The sequence below is a fragment of the Streptomyces sp. PKA51 genome (assembly GCF_057552455.1).
The window spans coordinates 304324-324596 of sequence record NZ_BAAJPZ010000006.1 but is presented as its reverse complement, the minus strand read 5'-3'; the positions used below and the strand labels follow the sequence as shown (position 1 = coordinate 324596).

The window sequence follows — 20273 nt, the reverse complement described above, 5'->3', positions numbered from 1 at the left end:
TTCCCGGTGCCTTCCCGGTGCCTTCCCGGCCGAAGGTGCCGCCGGTGCGGGGAGGGCCGGGAGCTCAGGCGTGTTCCCCGGATCGGCCCGGTGACACCCCCTTCAGCGGACGGCAGTGCTGCGCAGCACCGCGTCGACCTCCCGGCCGGCCCGGGTGCCGGGGGCGTCACTGCTGAGACCCAGGACGAAGGACGTGCGGCGGTGGTCGACGGTGACCACGGTCATCCTCAGGTGCGCGGTGGTGCCCTTGCGGTCGGTGATCTTCACCGTGACCGTGTGGGCCGGCTGGTCGCCGACCTGCGCCGGGCGGGAGTCCTCCAGCGTCGCCGGCTGGTCGGGAAAGAAGAACTCGGCGTTCGACCGGGCCGCGCGCTCGGTCTGTCGCGGCAGGGCGGAGGGCGGGACGACCTGGCCGGACCGCCCGGCCATGACGGTGGCACCGGTCGTGTCGCCTTCCGCCCCGGCGTCCGGCTTCCTGATGATCTGCGAGGTGAAGGCGCTCATCAGGTCGGCGTCCTTGGCCGCGTCGTGCTGCCAGCCCGCGGGTATCGCGTAGGACAGTCCGGCCCGGGTGTCGTCGACCCGGGGCCGGCCGGCCAGCGGGGAGTCGTCCTCCTCGCGTGTCAGCCACCAGGTGAGCGCGCCGCCGGCGGTCAGCAGCACGGCGAGGGCGGTGGCGCCGGCGATCAGCGCGGTGCGCCGGGCGGGCCGGGTGGCCGCAGGCGGTACGGGTGCGTGGGCGGGGTGGGGCGGAAGGTACGGCTGGGGGGAGGGCGGCATCGGGCTGGTCATGGCCTCCAGCCTTCCGCCCCGGCGGGGATCCGGCCTGAGTGCCCGTACTCAGACCGCGTACTCAGACCGTGCACTTCACACCTGTGCACTTCAGCCCCGTGCACGTCAGACCGTGCGCTCGGGCATCCGGCGTGCCGGGCGCCCCGGGTACGGTCACACTGGGGCAGGTGAGCAGCCTTGCTTCCGGGTCGTCTCCGGCCCTCACGCGGGCGGAGTTCGACGCGCTCTTCGCGCAGCTGCGGACGTGGGGGCGCTGGGCGGACGCCGGGCGCGGCGCATTCGGGCGGGTCGATCCCGACCGGGTACGGCGGGCGGTGGAGCTGGTGCGGTCGGGGACGGTCGTGACGATGGGGCTGCCGTGGAACACCGTCTGCGGCCCGGACAACCGCAGGGCCGCCCTGCACTACATGTCCGACCTCGGTGACATCGAGCCGCCCGAGCCCGCCACCCACAAGGACTTCCTCGGCGCCGACTACCACGGCAAGGGCGTCAGCCACCTCGACGCCCTGTGCCACGTCGCCTACCGCGGGCGGTTGTACGACGGCGGCGAGGCCGGGCGGTTGGTGGGCGCCGCGGGGGCCCGCTTCGGCGACGTCGCGGCCCTGGGCCCGTTGGTGACACGCGGGGTGCTGCTGGACCTGCCCGCGGTGCGGGGCGCCGAGTGGCTGGAGCCCGGGCAGGCCGTGCACGCCGCGGACCTGCTGGCGGCGGAGGCCGCGCACGGCGTGCGCATCGGCGAGGGGGATGCCCTGCTGGTGCGGACCGGCCGGTTCCGGCGGCGGCGCCGCCTGGGCGCCTGGGACGCCGACGAGGCCGGTGCGGGCCTGCACGTCCATGCGGTGCCGCTGCTGGCCGAGCGCGGCATCGCGCTGCTCGGCGCCGACGGCGACAACGACGTGCGGCCCTCGCCGGTGGAGGGGGTGCACTCCCCCGTGCACGCCCTGGCCGTGGCCGCGATGGGGGTTCCGCTGCTGGACAACCTCGACCTGGAGGCGCTGGCGGCGGCCTGCGCGGACGCGGGCCGGTACGCGTTCCTGTGCGTGGTGGCCCCGCTGAACGTCCCCGGCGGAACGGGCTCTCCGGTCAACCCGGTGGCGGTTCTCTGAGACCGTGTGTGAGACCTACTCGACCGGACCAGCCAGCGTTTCGATCGGCACAGGCGGCCATTTCGGCTCCGTCCGGGTAAGCCTTGCCAGCTCTTCCGGTGGTTCGGCGCCGTCCTGAACAGCCGTGACGTACGCCTTCGCTTCCTGCAGGTTCAGCCGCGGGGCCTGCCTGCGCAGGTAACCCATCGCGGCCACGACGCCTGCGGAGTGGACGAGCTCGCGAACGGCGCAGGCCAGCGGATCGGGCGGTCTGATGCCCTTGACCTGCAGGAGGTACTGCTCCTCCCAGCCCTCGTCCTCCCACCGGACGGCGGGCACGTAGTGGATGCTCCCGTCGTGCCGGTCCACCAGGTAGTGGCCGCCGACGAAGCTGCCGCGCACGTCACGGGCCCGGGCCTGCTCCGCCGAGCGCCAGAAGACGAGCCAACCGACCGCGCGTTCCTGCACGTGGTAGATGTCCGGCGTGGGGGCGCACCCCTGCCACGGCCACGTCGGCAGCTCTCTGGCCAGGAAGGACTCGATGAGCGCAACGGCGCGTTCCTCGGAAATCACGCTCTCATCATTCGCCACAGGTCAACCGGTTTTCGCCATGCCCGCGCCGCCCCCACTACGGCCGGGGTCCGGCCGAACTCGGTGTCTTCGGGGCGCGGCACTGTGTCAAAATCCGACGCATGGCTGTTCGTTACCCGCCGTCAACGGGGCGTACGGCCGTATCGTGCACACGTCACGCCGCAGCGAGCTGACGCAGACCTTGGACTGACGCAGCAGTTCGGCTGGCCGATCTTCATGGGAAGGGCGCCGGGGCGCGCCCCATGCGACCGGTGCATCAGGCTGCGCTTCGGGGATCGCCGGCACGTACCGAGCGTGGACCGTGCGCAGCCGCGCGTGACCGCCGCTCGCCCGGCAAGGCACGAGGGACGATTTAAAATAGAACGTCGAGCGACTTCCGCAGTGTCGTACGGGAAGTGATCCGGATGGGCCTCGTCGCGGAGGACATCGGGCCGGTGCTCGCCCGTGAGAAGTTCTTCCGTGGCGGGACGGTCGAGGAGGCCGTGCGCGGCCCCATCCTCAGCTCCTGGGAGCGCAGCCGGCAGCTGGGGCTGTCGCCGGACGGCTGCGAGCTGCCGTACGTGCAGGACCTGGACCTCGACGGTCGCCTGGTGCGCGCGGCAGCGCCTGTCATGGACCGGTTGCAGGCCCGCTTCACCGATCGCGACATGAACATCTGCCTCGCCGACGGGCGCGGGGCGGTGCTGCAGCGCCGTTTCGGCACGGCCTCCCTGGCCCGGCGCCTGCCGGCGATCCAGAGCGTGCCGGGCTTCGTGTTCGCCGAGAAGTACGCGGGGACCAACGGCATCGGTCTGGCTCTCGCGGAGCGCCGGTTGATCAATGTCTACGGTGCCGAGCACTTCGCCGAGCGCTCGCAGTCCAACGCCTGCTCCGCGATCCCCGTGCGGGACCTGCTCAGCGGGCGCATCGAGGGCGTGCTGTGCTTCGGCTATCCGTACGCGGACGTGGACGGCGGGCTGGACACCGTGATCCGCAGGGCGGCCGGCGCCATCGAGCAGCGGCTGCTGGAACAGAGCACGGGGCGCGAACGGGCGCTGCTGCAGGCCTACTTCGATGCCAGGCGCCTGCTGCCGGACGGCGAGGTGCGCCTGGGTGAGCTGGCGGCGAGCGGACTGGACTGGCGCGACCAGATGATCCTCAAGGAGAAGGCCGCCGAGCTGATCTCCTCGGGCCAGCGGGCCGCGATGGCGGTGTCGTTGCCCGGCGGGCGGCGGGTGACGCTGCTCAGCCGCCCGGTGACCAGTTCCTGCGGTGTGGAGGGCCTGGCCGTGGAGGCGGTCCTGCCCGCCCGGCACGAGCGGCTGGCCGTCGTCCCGGAGCCGGGGGCGCCGGTGGGCGGCGGGCCCGCCCGGCTGCTGGGCCGGCAGTCCCTGGCCGAGAGCGTCCCGCAGGCCCCGCCGCGCCCTGCGCCGCCGCGGGGCGCGACCGAGGACGCGGGCGAGCTGGTCATGGTCGGCGAGCCGGGGGTGGGGACGTACGCGGTGGCGGCCCGGCGCCGCCTGGAGCTGCTCTCCGAGGCCAGCAGCCGCATCGGCACGACCTTGGACGTCACGCGCACCGCGCAGGAGCTGGCCGAGACGGCCGTGCCGCGCCTGGCGGACTTCGTCACCGTCGACCTGCCGGAGGCGGTGCTGCGCGGTGACGAGCCGGCCGATCCCGCCAGGGATCTGTACCGCACGGTGGTGCACGGCTTCCGCGGCGACTGCCCCTTCTATCCGGCGGGCGAGCTCGTGGACCTGCAGCCGACGACGCCGCAGCTGCGGTGCCTGACCACCCGGCGCACCGTGCTGGAGCCCGACCTGCGCACCGCCCCCGGGTGGGTCGGCCAGGACCGTACGAAGGCCCAGCGCATCCTCGCCCACAACGTGCATTCCCTGATCGCCGTGCCGCTGCTGGCCCGGGGCATGGTGCTGGGCATCGCGAGCTTCTACCGCGCCCGTGATCCGGCCCCCTTCGGCGACGACGACCGCTCGCTGGCGCAGGAGCTGGCCACGCGGGCGGCGATCTGCATCGACAACGCGCGCCGGTACACCCGCGAGCACGCGATGGTGCTGGCGCTGCAGCGCAGCCTGCTGCCGCAGGCCTTCCCCGAGCAGAACGCGGTCGAGGTCGCGCACCGCTACATGCCGGCCGAGTCCGGGGTCGGCGGCGACTGGTTCGACGTCATCCCGCTGTCCGGCACGCGGGTGGCGCTCGTGGTCGGGGACGTGGTCGGCCACGGCCTGCACGCCGCGGCCACCATGGGGCGGCTGCGCACCGCCGCGCGCAACTTCGCCGAGCTGGACATGCCCCCGGACGAGGTCCTCACCCACCTCGACAACCTCGTCGGGCGCCTGGACCGGGAGGAGTGCGGCGGGGATCCCACCGCGGGCCTGACCGGCATCGTCGGCGCGACCTGCCTGTACGCCGTCTACGACCCCACCTCGCAGGAGTGCGTCATGGCCCGGGCCGGGCACTGTCCGCCCGCCCTGGTGCGCCCCGACGGCACCGTCACCTTCCCCGACCTGCCCGCCGGCCCGCCGCTGGGGCTGGGCGGCCTGCCCTTCGAGACCGCCACGTTCCACCTGCCCGAGGGCAGCCAGCTGGTGCTGTACACCGACGGGCTCATCGAGGACCGCGAGCGCGACTTCGACACCGTCCTGGAGCTGCTGCGCCGGGCCCTGGCCCACCCCAGCAGGCCGCCCGAGGAGACCTGCCGGGCCGTCGTGGAGGCGGTGGTGCCCGAGCATCCTGCGGACGACATCGCGCTGCTGGTCGCCCGTACCCACGTCCTGGACCCGAACCGGATCGCCGTGTGGGACCTGCCCGCAGATCCGGCGCTGGTCTCCTCCGTGCGCTCCGCCGTCACCGCGAAACTGACCGAGTGGGGGCTGGAGGAGCTGGCCTTCTCCACCGAGCTGCTGCTGAGCGAGCTGGCCACCAACGCCATCCGCTACGCCAGCGTCCCCATCCAGGTGCGCCTGCTGTACGACCGCACGTTGACCTGCGAGGTCTCCGACGGCAGCAGCACCGCCCCGCACCTGCGGCACGCGGCGAGCACCGACGAGGGCGGCCGCGGGCTGTTCCTGGTCGCCCAGCTGTCGCAGTCCTGGGGCACCCGCTACACCCCGGGCGGCAAGGTCATCTGGGCGGAGTGCCCGCTGGAGATGACCGCCGGCAAGGACCTGGACGCCTCGATCGCGCTCGCCTCCTTCGACGACATACCGGCCATCTGACGCTCCATCCGGCACAGCGGGCGAAAGGGGTCGTAGCATGACGGGCATGCGGCCCCCGGAGCCCCTCGTGCGCATCCGCGGCCTCGGCAAGCGGTTCGGCGGCACCCTCGCGCTGGACGGGGTCGACCTCGACATCCGCCCCGGCAGCGTCCTGGCCCTGCTCGGCGCCAACGGCGCGGGCAAGTCCACGCTCATCAAGATCCTCGCGGGCGTCCACCGCGCGGACGCGGGCGAGGTGAGTGTCGCCGGGCACCCGCTCGGCACGGAGGCGGCCTCGCGCGCCATGTCCTTCATCCACCAGGATCTCGGGCTCGTCGCATGGGCGACGGTCGCCGAGAACATCGCCCTGGGCACCGGCTACGCCCGCCGCGGGGGCCTGATCTCCTGGTCCCGCACCCGTGCCCGGTGCGCCGAGGCCCTGGACCTCGTCGCCGCGCACCTGGACCCGGACGCCCCCGTGGCCGGCCTGCCGCGGGCCGAGCGCTCGCTGGTGGCCATCGCCCGGGCCCTGGCGACCCGGGCCCCGGTCGTGGTCCTCGACGAACCGACCGCGAGCCTGCCCGCGGCGGACTGCGCGCGCCTGTTCGCCCTCCTGCACGCCCTGCGCGACCGCGGCCGGGCCGTCGTCTTCGTCACCCACCGGCTGGACGAGGTGTACGAGGTCGCCGACACCTTCGCCGTGCTGCGCGACGGGCACCTGGTCGGCCGGGGGCCGGTCGCCGGCCACGACCCCGCCCGCCTGGTGCACGACATCGTCGGCCACGACCCCGGCGGCCGGCACCGTTTCCCGGCCCCGGCCCCGGGGCCGGCCGTGCTGACCGTCGACGGCGTGCGCACCGCGCAGAGCGCGCCGCTGGAGCTCGCGGTAAGCCCCGGCGAGGTCGTGGGCCTGGCGGGCCTGACCGGGTCCGGGCATGCGGCGGTGGGCCGGGCCCTGGCCGGCTGCGGTCCGCTGCTCGGCGGGCGCGTCCTGCTCGCGGGGCGGCCGTACCGGCCGGGCTCGGTGGCGGCCGCGGTGGGCGCCGGCGTCGGCCTGGTGACGGGCAACCGCCTGGAGGAGGGGTGCGCCGCGGAGCTGACGGTACGGGAGAACCTCCTGGCCGGGCCGCCCGCCGGCGGCCGGCGGGGCCCGCACCGGATCGGCACCGCGGCCGAACGGGCGAGGGCCGCGGCGCTGGTCGAACGGCTCGGGGTGCGTCCGCCCGACACCGAGGCGCCGATCGCCACGCTCTCCGGGGGCAACCAGCAAAAAGTCGTCCTCGGCCGGTGGCTCCCGCAGCACCTGCGGCTGCTGGTCCTGGAGGAGCCGACCGCGGGGATCGACGTCGGCGCGCGGGCCGCGATCCACCGCCTGCTCGGGGAGGCGCTCGCCGAGGGGCTCGCCGTCCTGCTGGTCTCCACCGACTTCGAGGAGATCGCCGACGTGTGCCACCGGGCGCTGGTCTTCGTGCGCGGATCCGTCGCGGCCCGCCCGGCGGGCCGCGAGCTGACCGCCACCGCGCTGACGCGCGCCGCCTCGGCCGTGCCCGCCGTGACCGGTGGGCACGGGTGAGCGCGCGGCTGCGACACCCGCCGGGGCACCGGGTCGGGCATCTGGTGGGCGCCTACGGGCTCCTGGCGCTGACCGTCGTGCTGTTCGCGGCCTTCTCCCTCGCGCTGCCGCACACGTTCCCCACGCTCGACAACGTCTCGGCCGTGCTGTCCAACCAGTCGATTCCCGCCCTGCTCGCGCTCGGTGCGACGCTGCCGATCGCGGCCGGCCGGTTCGACCTGTCCCTCGGCTACGGCCTGGGGCTGGCCCACGTCATGACGATGCAGCTGATCGTCGCCGGGGGCTGGCCCTGGCCGCTCGCCTGCCTGGTGGTGGTGCTCGGCGGGGCGGCGGCCGGGGCCGTCAACGGCCTGGTCGTCGAGTTCGCCAGGATCGACTCGTTCATCGCCACCCTCGGCACCGGCAGCATCATGTACGCCTTCACCGGCGCCCTCACCGGCGGGGCCCGGGTCGTGCCCGGTCCGCACGGGCTGCCGCCGGCGTTCACCGCGCTGTACGACTCGTACTTCCTCGGGCTGCCGGTCGCCGCCTTCTACGTCCTGGCCCTGACGGTGCTGCTGTGGGTGCTGCTGGAGCGGCTCCCTCTCGGCCGGTACCTGTACGTCATCGGCTCCAACCGCCGCGCCGCCGACCTGCTCGGCATCCCCGCCCGGCGCTGCACCACCTGTGCCTTCATCGGATCGGGGCTGGTGACCGGCGTCGCCGGCGTGCTGCTGGCCGCGCAGCAGCAGACCGGCAACCCGAGCGTGGGCCTGGACCACCTGCTGCCCGCGTTCGTCGGGGCGCTGCTGGGCTCCACCGCGGTCCGGCCGGGCCGGGCCAACGCCCCGGGCACCCTGGTCGCCGTGAGCGTCCTCGCGGTCGGGCTGGCCGGCATCGAGCAGCTCGGCGCCCAGTTCTGGGTGACCCCGCTGTTCAACGGCGCCACCCTGCTCATCGCCGTCGGCCTGGCCGGGTGGGCCGCCCGCCGGCAGGTGCGCCGGCGGCGGACGGCCTGACGGCGTGCGAGGAGTGCCCGTGCCCGTACGACGCAGGACCGCCCTGGGGGCGGCCGTGCTCCTCGCGGTGGCGGTCGCGCCCCTGGCCGGCTGCGAACGGGACGTCTCGACGGGGCCCGCGCCCTCCCCCGTACGGCCGACGGCGGCCGGCTGTCCCGCGGCGTGGGCGCGCGCCACCGCGGCCGTCCGCCGGGCCGAGCGGTCCGACACCCGGTGGACCGGCCCGGCGACCGGCCCGCGGGCGGCCCGCGGCAAGGAGGTGGTGTACGTGGCGCAGAGCATGACCAATCCCGGCGTCGCGGGCACGGCCCGGGGCGTACGGGACGCCGCGCGCGCCGCCGGCTGGAGCGTGCGGGTGCTCGACGGCCAGGGCACCCCGGCCGGCATCCAGGCGGCGTTCGGCGAGGCGGTGACGCTGCGGCCCGCCGGTATCGTCGTCGGCGGCTTCGACCCTCGCCTGACTTCCCGTCAGGTCGCTGCGGCCACGGCCCGGCACATCGTGCTCGTCGGCTGGCACGCGGTCGACGACCCGGGCCCCAGCGCGGATCCGCCGCTGTTCACCAATGTCACGACGCGTGTCGAGGACGTCGCGCGCACCAGTGCCGACTGGGTGATCGCGCACTCGGGGGGCAGTGGTGGAGCGGTGCTGTTCACCGACGCCTCGATCCCGTTCGCGCGGCACAAGTCGGAGCTGATCAGGGCCGAGCTCGCCACCTGCCCGGGGGTGCGGCTGCTGGCCGAGGAGAACATCCCGCTGCCGGACACCGGCAGCCGCACGCCGCAGGCCGTCTCCTCGCTGCTGTCCCGCTACGGCGCGCGCTGGACGCACTCGGTGGCCATCAACGACGTGTACTTCGCCGATGCCGCCCCGGCCCTGCGGGCCGCCCGCAGGAAGGGGACCGGTGCCCCCTACAACATCGGCGCGGGCGACGGCGACCCGTCCGCGTTCGAGCGCATCAACGAGGGCGCGTTCCAGGCGGCGACCGTGCCCGAGCCGCTCGCCGCACAGGGCTGGCAGATCGTCGACGAATTCAACCGCGCCTTCGCGGGCGCGCCCGCCAGCGGTTATGTCGCCCCCGCGCACATCGCCACGGCCGCCAACACCGGCGGCGCCACGACGTGGGACCCGCCGGGCTACCGCGCGGCCTATCGCCGGATCTGGGCGGGCGGCGCACGGTGACGGGAGAACGGGGAGGAGATGACGGATTCGCTGGAAGGCATCCCGGTGTCTTGACGCACGCTTTGAGCCGACTCTAGGGTCACCCCCGATCATCGTGACCGCTCGGCAGGCCACCGGCACTTGGGGGAATCGATGCGCAACGTCCGGCTGTGGAAGTCCGGTGTGGGGCTCCTCTTCGACCGCAGGGCGGAAGTCGGCAAGCCGATGATTTTCCGGCTGAGCCGCCCCCTCGATATCGATCCGGCGGGCCGGACCCTCCTCGACATCGAGGAAATCGCCGGCTACGTGCGCAAGGCCGCCGGCGCGTTGCACGCGGCGGGAATCGGTCGCGGCGATCGGTTCGCGGTGTACAAGGACAACCATTTCGACTGCCTGTTGCTCGCCGCCGCCGGAATCAGGATCGGCGCCATCCCCGTGATGCTGTCGGGCCTGCTGCCCCACGACTCGGTGCGTCCCCTGCTGCAGCGTGTCGAGCCGAAGCTGCTGGTGAGCAGCCGACGGCTGCTGACGGGCAAGGGAAGCGACGTGAACGCGCTGGCCGCGTTCACCGAGCGGACGTTATGCCTCGACGGCGGCTTACCCGGCGCACTGGACTTCGCGGACCTCTACGGAAGCAGCGATCCGGTGCCCGCGCCACGGCGCGACGACGAACTGATGATGCTCACCCACACCTCGGGCACCACGGGCATCCCGAAGCTCATCATGTACACCCCGGCCAAACTCCAGGGCCAGATGGCCCGGTTGGAGTGCCGCCATCTGCCGCCGATCACCTTCCGGCGCGGCGACACGGTGGCGATGTCCACGCCGTACGTCCACGCCCGGGCCTTCACCTGGATCTATTCGGTGCTGACCCTCTCCCCCGGCAAGGTCCTGCTGGTGAGCGACAGCGATCCGCAGGTCGTCGGCCCGCTGTTCCGGCAGCACCGGCCCACCGTGATCGAGGGACTGCCGATCGACTTCGCCCGGCTGGAGAAGCTCGCCGAGGAGCGCGAGCACAACGTCTTCTCCTCGGTGCGCATGTTCGTGGGCAACTTCGATGCGGTGCGCTGGTCGACGATCCGCACCTTCCTCAACGCCTCCCGGCACCCCTTCCCGCTGTGGCGCGAGGGCTACGGGCAGTCCGAGACCGGCGGGCTGGGCATGACCTTCATCACGCGCCGTACGGCGAACAAGCGGCGGGAGGAGCAGGCGGGCCCCCGCACGGTGGGGCGGCCGATGCCCGGGTTCGTGCAGCTCAAGGTGGTGGACCCGCAGACGTTCCGGCCGGTGCGCAACGGCCGGCCGGGCCTGGTGCTCGCCCGCACCAAGGCGCGGTGCGTCGGCTACTACCGCGAGCCCGAGCGGTGGAGCGAGAAGCTCGTGGGCGAGTGGTGGAACACCGGCGACATCGGCATCAAGACCCGCAGCGGCAGCCTGAAGCTCCTCGACCGCGAGGTGAACCACACCCCGGGCGTGAGCTGGCTGGAGCAGGAGGACGTGCTCGTCGACCGTCTGCCCGTGGGACACGACGTGGCCCTGCTGCCGGTGCCCGGCGGGCCGCCGGTCCCCGTCGTCGCCACGCCCGACGGCCGGCTGGACGAGGAGCGGTGGGCGAGGGCGGTGCGCGGGCTGCCCGCATGCGCCGAGCCGGTCGTGATCGCTTTCGCGGACATGCCCCGCACCGGGACCGGAAAGATCATCCGGGAGGAGCTCCGCCGGCGCTTCCTTTCCGGCGCCGAGCACCCGGGAACGGGGCGATGGACGTGACGGCGGCGCAGAAAGGCGCGGTCGGCCGGAAGGAAACCCTGGTGTTCCGGCGGGGGCCCTTCGTCGTCGAACCGTTCACGCCGTCCTGCCGTGCGGTCTGGGAGCGGCGGCAGCACGTGGTGTTCGGGGTCAGCCCCGGAAACAGCTATTTCCACGTGACGCGGCTGACCGATCTGCTGGGCTGGTTGTGCGCCGAGTTCGCCCGCGTCGACGTCGTCATTCCGGATACGGCGCTGGAGCACACGTACGCGGCCCTGGGCTATGACGCGCGCCGTGCGGCGAAAAAGGCGCGCGCCGAGATCAATGTGCTGCACAACCGGGTGGTGCGGGCGTGGAGGAGCAGTGGCGGGCCGAGGGCGTCCGACGGCCTGCACCGGATGTCGGATCTGGTGGCGAACGACGTCTATCGCGAGACATTCGCGCAATGCGAGCGGGCGCTGGCCGAGGACGGCGCCCTGTGGGAGACGTGCGCGGCGATGAGCAAGGACGTCCTGGCGGCCCGGGGGTACCACGGGCCGTTCACCCGGGATCGCATCGAGCGGGCCATGGGATATCTCCTGGCCGAACTCCCCTTCTTCGTGGCGTCGGCCGATGTCTTCGGCGTTCCGTCGTCGCTGAACTTCTACCACCGGGCGCTGCCGCTGGCGGAGTTCGTCTTCGCCGGGACGTCCTCGATACCGGCCTCGCCCCGGCAGGGCTACGCCGTCATTCGCCCCGCTCCGGCACCGCCTGGATGTCCAGTTCGACCCTGATGGTCGTCCCGATCATGACGATGCCGCGCTGCAGCATGGAGCGCCAGTTGAGGGTGAAGTCCTCGCGGTGCAGCTCGGTGCCGGCCGAGCAGGCGGCCCGCATCTCGCCGGCGATGCCGGTGCCGATGCCGAGGTAGCGGGTGTCCAGGGAGACGCTCCTGCTGACGCCGTGCAGGTTCAGCACCCCCTCCACGCTCCAGCGCGAGCCGCCGCGGTGCACGAAGCGGTCGCTGGTGAAGCGCATGTGGGGGTAGGCGGCGACGTTCAGGAAGTCGGCCGACCGCAGGTGCTCGTCGCGCAGGGCGACGCCGGTGTCGATGCTCGCGGTGTCGATCATCACGTCGAGGTGCGAGTGCTCCATGCGCTCGCCGACCCACAAGGTGCCCTGGAACCGGTTGAACCGCCCGTGGATCTCGGCGAGGCCGATGTGCCGGGCGATGAAGCGCACCGCCGTGTGGTCGGGGTCGATCCGCCAGGGTCCCGGTGTCGGCATCGCGGGCGTCGGCGCGGTCTCCATGCCGATCGGGTCGAGGGCGGTGCGCGTCCGTTCCGTGCAGGCGACGGTCCGGCGCACCGGCTGGAAGCCCTCGGCCGTCACGGTCAGGCCGTACTCGCCGGGCGGGACGGTCGCGCCGAACCGGCCGTGCGGGTCGGTCTGCCCGTGGACGACCTCGCGGCCGGCCGCGTCCCGGACGGATATCTCCGCGCGGTGCATCGGCAACTGCACCGGGTCCAGGACAAGGCAGTCGAGCGCGCCCGCTCCGTCGGGGAGGGGGGCGGCCGAATGCCGCGGGGAGTTCCGGAAACGGCGCAGCAGCGCGAGGGGCATCCCTGGGGACCCTTTCTCTGGTCGAAAGATGATCGACCGATAGACCATCACATCCGACCTTTACAAGGCAAAACGACTACTTGGCCTTTAAAATCGCCCCTACCCACCCTCAGCGGTCCTGAATCGCCCAGATCTCCCCCGGACATGCCGCCGATGGAGCAATGGCGGCGCGCTGCCGCGCACCACGGCAGGCTGATGCGTCCTGACCACGTCGCTGGGGAGTGATGGGTGAGCCGGCAGCACCGCCGCGGCACCGGGGCGGCCGCGTACCGCGGCAAGGCGGTGCGGCTGAGCGACGCCGGCGACCGGGCGCCCGCCCCGCCCCGCTGGATGCGCTGGCTGCCGGCGGCCTACGTCGCCGCCGTCCTGCTGCTGGAGCCGCTGACCCCGGTGCAGTGGCCGGTGAGCTTCGTGCTCATCGCGCTTCCCGCGGTCGCCGCCTTCGCCCTCGGCCCGGTGGGCGTCGCCGTCGCCACCTGTTTCGCCGTCACCTTCCTGGGTCTGCTGGCGGGTACGCCGTGCTGCGCGGGCCGCAGCTCCCACGACCTGTGGGAGCGGCACTACGTCGCCGCGTACCTGTGCACCGGGCTCGTGGGCGTCCTGGCGGTGGCCCTGGCGGGCTACCGGCGGCGGCAGGAGGCCCACCTGGTGCACGTCAACTCGGTGGCGGAGGAGCTGATGCGCACGCTGCTGCGGCCGGTGCCGGCCCGGGTGAACGACGTCCTGGCCGCGGGTCTGTACCGCCCGGCGGAGTCGGGGACGATGGTCGGCGGGGACCTGTTCGACCTCCACGCCGCCCCGGCGGGCGTGCGGGCCGTCATCGGCGACGTCCGCGGCAAGGGCCTGCAGGCGGTGCACACCGTCGCCGACGTCCTGGGGGCCTTCCGGCAGGCCGTCTCCGAGCCCGGGGACCTGGTGGAGGTCGCGGCCGGCATGGAGCGGCGCATCGCGCACGAGGCCGGGGCCCTGCAGGACGCGGAGCTGTTCGTCACCGCCACGCTCGTCGAGTACGACTCCGGTGCCCGGCAGGTGACCATCGTCAACCTGGGGCACATCGAGCCGGTGCTGATCTCCGCCGGCGAGGTGCTGGCACTGACCGGGCCGCCGTCGCTGCCCCTGGGGCTGGGCGCGCTGACCGGCGAGCGCCCCGTGGCCTACCGGCATCCCTTCGCCCCGGGCGACGTCCTGCTGCTGTGCACGGACGGCCTCGTCGAGGCCCGCGACGACAACGGCGGCTTCTACCCGCTGCTGGACCGGCTGCGGCAGCGCTTCGGCGCACGCCCCTGCCCCACCCCCGCCGAGGTCGTCGACTTCCTCGACGGCGACCTGCCGTGCCACTCGCGTGCGTTCCACGACGACGTGGCGATCCTGGCCCTGGCTCCCGCGCGCTGAGCGAGGGCCGCGCGGCGGGCGCGGCGGGCGTCAGCGGCGGGCGTCAGCGGTCGTCGACGGGCAGGCCCCGCGCCTCCTTGACCCGCTTCATGATGATCTGCGAGTTCACCTCGGTCACGCCGGACAGTGTGGTCAGGCGCTCGATCCACAGCCGCTCGTAGGCGGCGAGGTCGGCGACGGCGATGCGCAGCAGGCAGCCGGGACTGCCGAAGAGCCGGTAGGCCTCGATGACGTCGGGGATGTCCTGCAGCGCCGCCTCGAAGGCCTCGACGGCCTCCCTGTCGCGCCGGACCTCGACGGAGACGAGGACCTCGAATCCCCGCCCGACGGCCTCGGGGTCGATCACCGCCCGGTAGCCCTGGATCACTCCGTCCTGCTCCAGCTGCCGGACGCGGCGCATGCACGGGGAGGAGGTGAGCCCCACCCGCTGGGCGAGCTCCTGGATCGTCAGCCGGCCGTCGCTCTGGAGCTCGCGCAAGATGTTTCTGTCGATCTGGTCCATCGCGCAATTATCCACCACGGTTACCGGAGGAACGCGGCCGACTTGGCGATCCGATTGCGCGCGTTTCGTTTTATGGTTGCTCTCGGCCCGCCGACCGCGAACTGATGTGCGAGATGCACCTGCGCGATGTTGCCCGGCCGCGATCACCGGCAGGAAACGCAAGAGGAGCGAGCACGTGGGACAGGTCGTCGTCATCAGCACCGGCGGGACGATCGCCAGCCGCTGGCAGGGCTCCGGCTACGCCGCCGACGCCGCCGGCGGGGACGTCCTGGCCACGGCCGCCGTGCCCGAGGGCGTCAGCGTGCGGGTCGTCGACCTGATGAGCGTCAACAGCGCCCGGCTCACCACCGCGCACCAGCTGACGCTGCTGCGCACCGTGCACGAGGTGCTGGCCGACCCCGACGTCGACGGCATCGTCGTCACGCACGGCACGGACACCCTGGAGGAGTCCGCCTTCCTGCTCGACCTGTACCACGACGACCCCCGCCCGGTCGTCCTCACCGGCGCCCAGCGCCCGCTGGAGGCACCAGACGGCGACGGCCCGCGCAACCTGCACGACGCGCTGCTGACCGCGGCCACCGTGCGCGACCTCGGCGTCCTGATCGTCTTCGACGGCCGGGTGCACGCCGCGCGCGGCACGGTCAAGGTGCAGACGATCGCCGCCGACGCCTTCGCCGACCCCTCCGGCAGCCCCGTCGGCGACGTGCGCGACGGCAGCGTCGTCGTCCGCCGCCGGCCGCAGCGCCCGGCGCCGCTCCCCCTGCCCCCGGCCACGCAGGCGTCGCCGCGGGTGGACGTCGTCATGCACCACTGCGACGGGGACCCGCTGCTGTTCAACGCCGCCGTCGGGGCCGGCGCCCAGGGCGTCGTCCTGGTGGCGACGGGTGCGGGCAACGCCACCCCCGAGGTCTGCGCCGCCGTCGAGGCGGCCGTCGCCCGGGGCGTCCTGGTCGCCCTCACCACGCGGGTGCCCACCGGTCCGGTCGCGGAGATCTACACCCACGGCGGCGCGGTGGACCTGGTCGCCGGCGGCGCGGTTCTCACCGGCACCCTGCGCGCCGGACAGGCGCGGATCGCCGTGCTCGGCGCCGTTCTGTCCTCGAGCGACCCGGCCGAGCGCACCCGAGCGCTGCGCCATGTGCTCGGCGCCACCGCGGCCGCTCCGGCGGGCGTCGCGGCCTGACCGCCCGCCCCCTCTCTCCCCCCACGCCTCTCCTCCACGCCTCTCCCCACGCACGTGATCGGATCCGTCATGCCCGCACCCGCCCCCGCCCCCACGCACGACCCCGCGCAGGTGCGCACCGAGCACGACCTCCTGGGCGACCGGGACGTCCCCGCAGCCGCGTACTACGGCGTGCACACGCTGCGGGCCGTGGAGAACTTCCCCATCACCGGTACGCCGATCGCCGCCCACCCCGACCTCGTCGTCGCGCTGGCCTGCGTCAAGCAGGCCGCGGCCATGGCCAACCGCGACCTGGGCCTGCTGGAGGCGCGCAAGGCGGACGCCGTCGTGGCGGCCTGCGAGGAGATCCGCGCCGGAAAGCTGCACGAGCAGTTCGTCGTGGACGTCGTCCAGGGCGGGGCCGGCACCTCCACCAACATGAACGCCAACGAGGTCGTCGCCAACCGGGCGCTGGAACTCCTCGGCCACGCCAAGGGCGAGTACCGCCACCTCCACCCGCTGGAGGACGTCAACGCCGGGCAGAGCACCAACGACGTCTACCCCACGGCCGTCCGCATCGCCCTGCAGCTGTCCGCCGCCCGGCTGCTGGAGGCCATGGAGGTGCTGCGCACGGCCTTCGCGGCGAAGGCCGACGAATTCCGCGACGTGCTGAAGATGGGCCGCACGCAGCTGCAGGACGCGGTGCCGATGACGCTCGGCCAGGAGTTCGCGGCGTACGGCGTGATGCTGGCGGAGGACCGGGAGCGCCTGCGCGAGGCGTGCGCGCTGCTCGGCGAGATCAACCTCGGCGGCACCGCGATCGGCACCGGCCTCAACGCCCATCCCCGCTACGCCGAGGCGGCCTGCGGCCACCTGGGCGCGCTGACCGGGCTGCCGCTGAGCGTGGCCGGCGACCTCGTCGAGGCCACCCAGGACATGGGCGCGTTCGTCCAGCTCTCCGGTGTCCTCAAGCGCATCGCCGTCAAGCTCTCCAAGACCTGCAACGACCTGCGGCTGCTCTCGTGCGGCCCGCGCGCCGGCCTGGCCGAGATCAACCTGCCGCCGGTGCAGGCCGGCTCCAGCATCATGCCGGGCAAGGTAAACCCGGTGATCCCCGAGGTCGTCAACCAGATCGCCTTCGAGGTCGTCGGCAACGACGTGACGGTGACCATGGCCGCCGAGTCCGGTCAGCTCCAGCTCAACGCGTTCGAGCCGGTCATCGCCCACAGCCTCCTCAAGAGCCTGGCGCACCTGCGCGCCGGCTGCCTGACCCTGGCCGAGCGCTGCGTCGGCGGCATCACCGCCAACCGCGAGCACCTGGCGCAGCTGGTGGGCCAGTCCATCGGCCTGGCCACCGCGCTCAACCCGCACATCGGCTACGAGCAGGCCACCGCCGTCGCCCAGGAGGCACTGACCACCGGCGCGTCCGTGTACGACCTGGTGCTGGCCAAGGGCCTGCTCACCCCGGAGCGGCTGCAGGAGATCCTCCACCCGGACAACCTGGCCCGCCCGCACGACCGGGCCGCCGCGTCGTCCTGACGCCCCCTTCCGTTCCCCCATTCCCACCGAAGCAAGGAAGTAGTACCCCCATGGCAACGGCGCCCAGCGTCTCGTACTCGATGACGGTCCGGCTGGAGGTTCCCGCGAGCGGGACCGCGGTCAGCGAGCTGACCACGGCCGTGGAGTCCTCGGGCGGGTCCGTCACCGGCCTGGACGTGACCGCCTCCGGCCACGAGAAGCTCCGCATCGACGTCACCATGGCCACCACCTCCACCGAACACGCCGCCGAAATCGTGGAGAAGCTCCGCGGCATCGAGGGCGTGGTGCTGGGCAAGGTCTCCGACCGCACCTTCCTGATGCACCTCGGCGGCAAGATCGAGATGGCCTCCAAACACCCCATCCGCAACCGCGACGACCTCTCCATGGTCTACACCCCCGGCGTCGCCCGCGTGTGCATGGCCATCGCCGAGAACCCCGAGGACGCCCGCCGCCTGACCATCAAACGCAACAGCGTCGCCGTGGTCACCGACGGCTCCGCCGTCCTGGGCCTGGGCAACATCGGCCCCAAGGCCGCCCTGCCCGTCATGGAGGGCAAGGCCGCCCTCTTCAAGCGCTTCGCCGGCATCGACGCCTGGCCCATCTGCCTCGACACCCAGGACACCGACGCCATCGTCGAGATCGTCAAGGCCATCGCCCCCGGCTTCGCCGGCATCAACCTCGAGGACATCTCCGCCCCCCGCTGCTTCGAGATCGAAGCCCGCCTGCGCGAAGCCCTCGACATCCCCGTCTTCCACGACGACCAGCACGGCACCGCCATCGTCGTCCTCGCCGCCCTGACCAACGCCCTGCGCGTCGTCGGCAAGAACATCGAGGACGTACGCGTCGTCATGTCCGGTGCCGGCGCGGCCGGTACGGCGATTTTGAAGCTCCTGCTCGCCGCCGGCGTGCGTCACGCCGTGGTCGCCGACATCCACGGCGTCGTCCACACCGGCCGCCCCGACCTCGTCGACGCAAGCCCCGAATCGGCCCTGCGCTGGATCGCGGACAACACCAACCCCGAAGGCATCACCGGCACCCTCAAGCAGGCCGTCCAGGGCGCCGACGTCTTCATCGGCGTCTCCGCCCCCAACGTCCTCGACGGCGACGACGTCGCCGCCATGGCCGACGGCGCCATCGTCTTCGCGCTGGCCAACCCCGACCCCGAGGTCGACCCCGCCATCGCCCGCCGCACCGCCGCCGTCGTCGCCACCGGCCGCTCCGACTTCCCCAACCAGATCAACAACGTCCTGGTCTTCCCCGGCGTCTTCCGCGGCCTGCTCGACGCCCAGTCCCGCACCGTGAACACCGACATGATGCTCGCCGCCGCCCGCGCCCTCGCCGACGTCGTCGCCGGCGAAGAACTCAACGCCAACTACATCATCCCCAGCGTCTTCAACGCGAAGGCCACGGAAGCCGTGGCCTCGGCGGTCAAGCGGGCGGCACTGCAGCTGCGCGAAACGTCCTGACGGCCGGACGGGCCAAGGGCCCAGGACGGCACCTCATCTGCGGGCGCGCCGTGGTTCATCGCGCCCACGCGGCGGAGCCGCACATCGACACCGCCCCGCGCCCCTGACGGGGCACTGCACCAGCCACGGCGCCCCATAGGGGCGCGGGGAACTGCGCGACAAGCCACCACGCACCCGCAGACGAGGTGCCGCGTCACGCCCACGCGGCGGCAACCGCACATCGACACCGCCCCGCACCCCTGCGGGGCGCTGCGTGATCCGCCGGACGGGCCCTAGGGGACTCCGAGGACCGTGAAGCCCCCGACGGTGAGCGCATCTCCAAGAGCGCTCACCGTGTCGGGGTCGTCGTACCGTCCGTTCACGTTCAGCCCGTTGGCGGCCTGGAAGGCCATGACGGCCCGCTGCGTCAGGGGGCCGTCCACGCCGTCCTGGGGACCGGGCCGGTAGCCCAGGGCCAGCAGCGCACCCTGCACGCCGAAGGCGTCGGAGAGGTCCATGGCGATCTTCTCCGGTGGCAGGGAGCCGTCATCGACGGCCGCGGCGAGGAGGAAGTGGGCCCGGTCGAGTTTGTTGCGGATTTTGATGGTGCCGATGTCGGGCTGGAAGCGGCATTCCTCCGCGGCGCCGGTCCAGTTGCGGTCCTTCACGAAGCCCTCGAAGTGCGGGAACTTGAAGGCCGGGCCCAGGGCCCAGCACATGCTCATGGTGGCCAGTTGGGCGTTGGCGGGCCAGTCCTCGAAGTCGGCGAACGGGCTCGACGCGCCGGTGCCGATGCGGGTGGTTTCCATGCGGTCCAGGACGACGAAGACGTGACGGTCGATCTCGCTGTTGTCCAGGTGCAGGGAAGTAAGAGGCGGTTTGAAGGCCAGATGGCCTTGCGGGGCCAGCTCCAGGTGTGCCTTGACCGTGTCCCAGTCGGCCGCCACCTGATCCGCCGTCGCCACCTCGTTCGTCTTGGTCAGCCACTGCAGCTCCCTGGCCATCGCCAGTGACTTCGACCGCTCCTCGGGGGTCGGTGCGGTGTTCGCCTTCACCGTGGCGTCGATCTTGTTGCCGATGCCCGTGCTGACCCAGCCTTTTTGATCCAGGTACATGAAGTTGACGCGACCTTCGAGCGGATCGTTGAACGTGATCCAGTAATCGCGAACACTCTGGTACATGAGGAAGCCTTTCGGTCCGGCACGGGCATCGGGTCGGTTGTTTCACGGGTTTGCTTCAGACGACGCCCTCCCATTCACAGCCCGCTTCCGGGTGGCACTGCCATCCGCGGGAGTCGCAACAGGGCCAGGGCGGGTCGTTGGGGTCGGTTTCGAAGGTCTGCTCAGGGAAACCGAAGAGGGTGGTTTCGAATTCTGCGTCGTACGCCAGGAACATGTAGTAGGCGTACCTGAGCTTCCTGCGGTCGACCGGTTGTCCTTGATCGGGGATGTTGAGCCTCACGGTGCACTCCCTTCCGCCGTCGGACACGCCTG

17 protein-coding genes are annotated in these 20273 nt (G+C 72.8%); 11 read left to right on the top strand and 6 right to left on the bottom strand.

The annotated features are described in order from the left end of the window. Positions 1 to 102: 102 nt before the first annotated feature. Positions 103 to 792 (bottom strand): APA family fibronectin-binding glycoprotein, encoded by a 690-nt coding sequence (locus AC27L3_RS12955; RefSeq protein WP_487234171.1) that lies wholly within the window; start codon positions 790 to 792, stop codon positions 103 to 105. Between the two features lie 167 nt (positions 793 to 959). Here AC27L3_RS12955 and AC27L3_RS12950 point away from each other — a divergent pair, with 167 nt between their 5' ends. Continuing rightward, positions 960 to 1898, top strand: coding sequence for a cyclase family protein (locus AC27L3_RS12950; RefSeq protein ID WP_487234170.1), 939 nt, complete (start codon positions 960 to 962; stop codon positions 1896 to 1898). Positions 1899 to 1913: 15 nt separating this feature from the next. On the opposite strand, the gene AC27L3_RS12945 is transcribed toward AC27L3_RS12950, so the two are convergent. Continuing rightward, entirely contained in the window at positions 1914 to 2450 is a 537-nt protein-coding gene (locus AC27L3_RS12945; RefSeq protein WP_487234169.1) for a YrhB domain-containing protein, read from the bottom strand. A 422-nt stretch (positions 2451 to 2872) separates the two neighbouring features. Between AC27L3_RS12945 and AC27L3_RS12940 the strand changes: the two genes are divergently transcribed. The 6 genes from AC27L3_RS12940 (at position 2873) to AC27L3_RS12915 (ending at position 11911) form a co-directional block, all read left to right on the top strand. Further along, a complete protein-coding gene (locus AC27L3_RS12940; protein ID WP_487234196.1) occupies positions 2873 to 5683 on the top strand; it encodes a SpoIIE family protein phosphatase in 2811 nt (936 codons plus the stop codon). 46 nt (positions 5684 to 5729) lie between these two features. Beyond that, positions 5730 to 7235, top strand: coding sequence for a sugar ABC transporter ATP-binding protein (locus tag AC27L3_RS12935; protein ID WP_487234168.1), 1506 nt, complete (start codon positions 5730 to 5732; stop codon positions 7233 to 7235). Continuing rightward, the gene (locus AC27L3_RS12930) at positions 7232 to 8233 is read left to right on the top strand and encodes an ABC transporter permease (protein ID WP_487234167.1); all 1002 of its coding nucleotides are present in this window, start codon (positions 7232 to 7234) and stop codon (positions 8231 to 8233) included. Before AC27L3_RS12935 ends, AC27L3_RS12930 begins: the two co-directional genes overlap by 4 nt. 19 nt (positions 8234 to 8252) lie before the next feature. After that, the gene (locus AC27L3_RS12925; protein WP_487234166.1) at positions 8253 to 9413 is read left to right on the top strand and encodes a substrate-binding domain-containing protein; all 1161 of its coding nucleotides are present in this window, start codon (positions 8253 to 8255) and stop codon (positions 9411 to 9413) included. Positions 9414 to 9545: 132 nt separating this feature from the next. Further along, positions 9546 to 11159: a class I adenylate-forming enzyme family protein gene (locus tag AC27L3_RS12920; RefSeq protein ID WP_487234165.1), complete on the top strand. Its 1614-nt coding sequence runs from the start codon at positions 9546 to 9548 to the stop codon at positions 11157 to 11159. Beyond that, positions 11150 to 11911: a tRNA-dependent cyclodipeptide synthase gene (locus AC27L3_RS12915; RefSeq protein WP_487234164.1), complete on the top strand. Its 762-nt coding sequence runs from the start codon at positions 11150 to 11152 to the stop codon at positions 11909 to 11911. Before AC27L3_RS12920 ends, AC27L3_RS12915 begins: the two co-directional genes overlap by 10 nt. Here the strand turns inward: AC27L3_RS12915 and AC27L3_RS12910 are convergent. Then, positions 11865 to 12740, bottom strand: coding sequence for a YceI family protein (locus AC27L3_RS12910; protein WP_487234163.1), 876 nt, complete (start codon positions 12738 to 12740; stop codon positions 11865 to 11867). The genes AC27L3_RS12915 and AC27L3_RS12910 overlap by 47 nt on opposite strands. A 228-nt stretch (positions 12741 to 12968) precedes the next feature. Between AC27L3_RS12910 and AC27L3_RS12905 the strand changes: the two genes are divergently transcribed. Next, a complete protein-coding gene (locus AC27L3_RS12905; protein WP_487234162.1) occupies positions 12969 to 14132 on the top strand; it encodes a PP2C family protein-serine/threonine phosphatase in 1164 nt (387 codons plus the stop codon). Between the two features lie 43 nt (positions 14133 to 14175). Here AC27L3_RS12905 and AC27L3_RS12900 read toward each other — a convergent pair whose 3' ends face one another. Further along, positions 14176 to 14634, bottom strand: coding sequence for an Lrp/AsnC family transcriptional regulator (locus AC27L3_RS12900; RefSeq protein ID WP_487234161.1), 459 nt, complete (start codon positions 14632 to 14634; stop codon positions 14176 to 14178). Between the two features lie 175 nt (positions 14635 to 14809). On the opposite strand from AC27L3_RS12900, the gene AC27L3_RS12895 reads away from it, so the two are divergent. The 3 genes from AC27L3_RS12895 to AC27L3_RS12885 all read left to right on the top strand — a co-directional run bounded on the left by AC27L3_RS12895 (position 14810) and on the right by AC27L3_RS12885 (position 18801). Further along, entirely contained in the window at positions 14810 to 15817 is a 1008-nt protein-coding gene (locus tag AC27L3_RS12895; RefSeq protein WP_487234160.1) for an asparaginase, read from the top strand. 69 nt (positions 15818 to 15886) lie between these two features. After that, positions 15887 to 17335 carry an aspartate ammonia-lyase gene (gene aspA / locus AC27L3_RS12890; protein ID WP_487234159.1) on the top strand — a complete coding sequence of 483 codons (1449 nt, stop codon included), beginning with the start codon at positions 15887 to 15889 and terminating at the stop codon, positions 17333 to 17335. Between the two features lie 50 nt (positions 17336 to 17385). Next, a complete protein-coding gene (locus tag AC27L3_RS12885) occupies positions 17386 to 18801 on the top strand; it encodes an NAD-dependent malic enzyme (protein WP_487234158.1) in 1416 nt (471 codons plus the stop codon). A 272-nt stretch (positions 18802 to 19073) separates the two neighbouring features. Here AC27L3_RS12885 and AC27L3_RS12880 read toward each other — a convergent pair whose 3' ends face one another. Next, a complete protein-coding gene (locus AC27L3_RS12880) occupies positions 19074 to 19961 on the bottom strand; it encodes a peptidoglycan-binding domain-containing protein (protein WP_487234157.1) in 888 nt (295 codons plus the stop codon). Positions 19962 to 20016: 55 nt separating this feature from the next. Next, the gene (locus AC27L3_RS12875; RefSeq protein WP_487234156.1) at positions 20017 to 20241 is read right to left on the bottom strand and encodes a hypothetical protein; all 225 of its coding nucleotides are present in this window, start codon (positions 20239 to 20241) and stop codon (positions 20017 to 20019) included. Positions 20242 to 20273 lie beyond the last annotated feature (32 nt).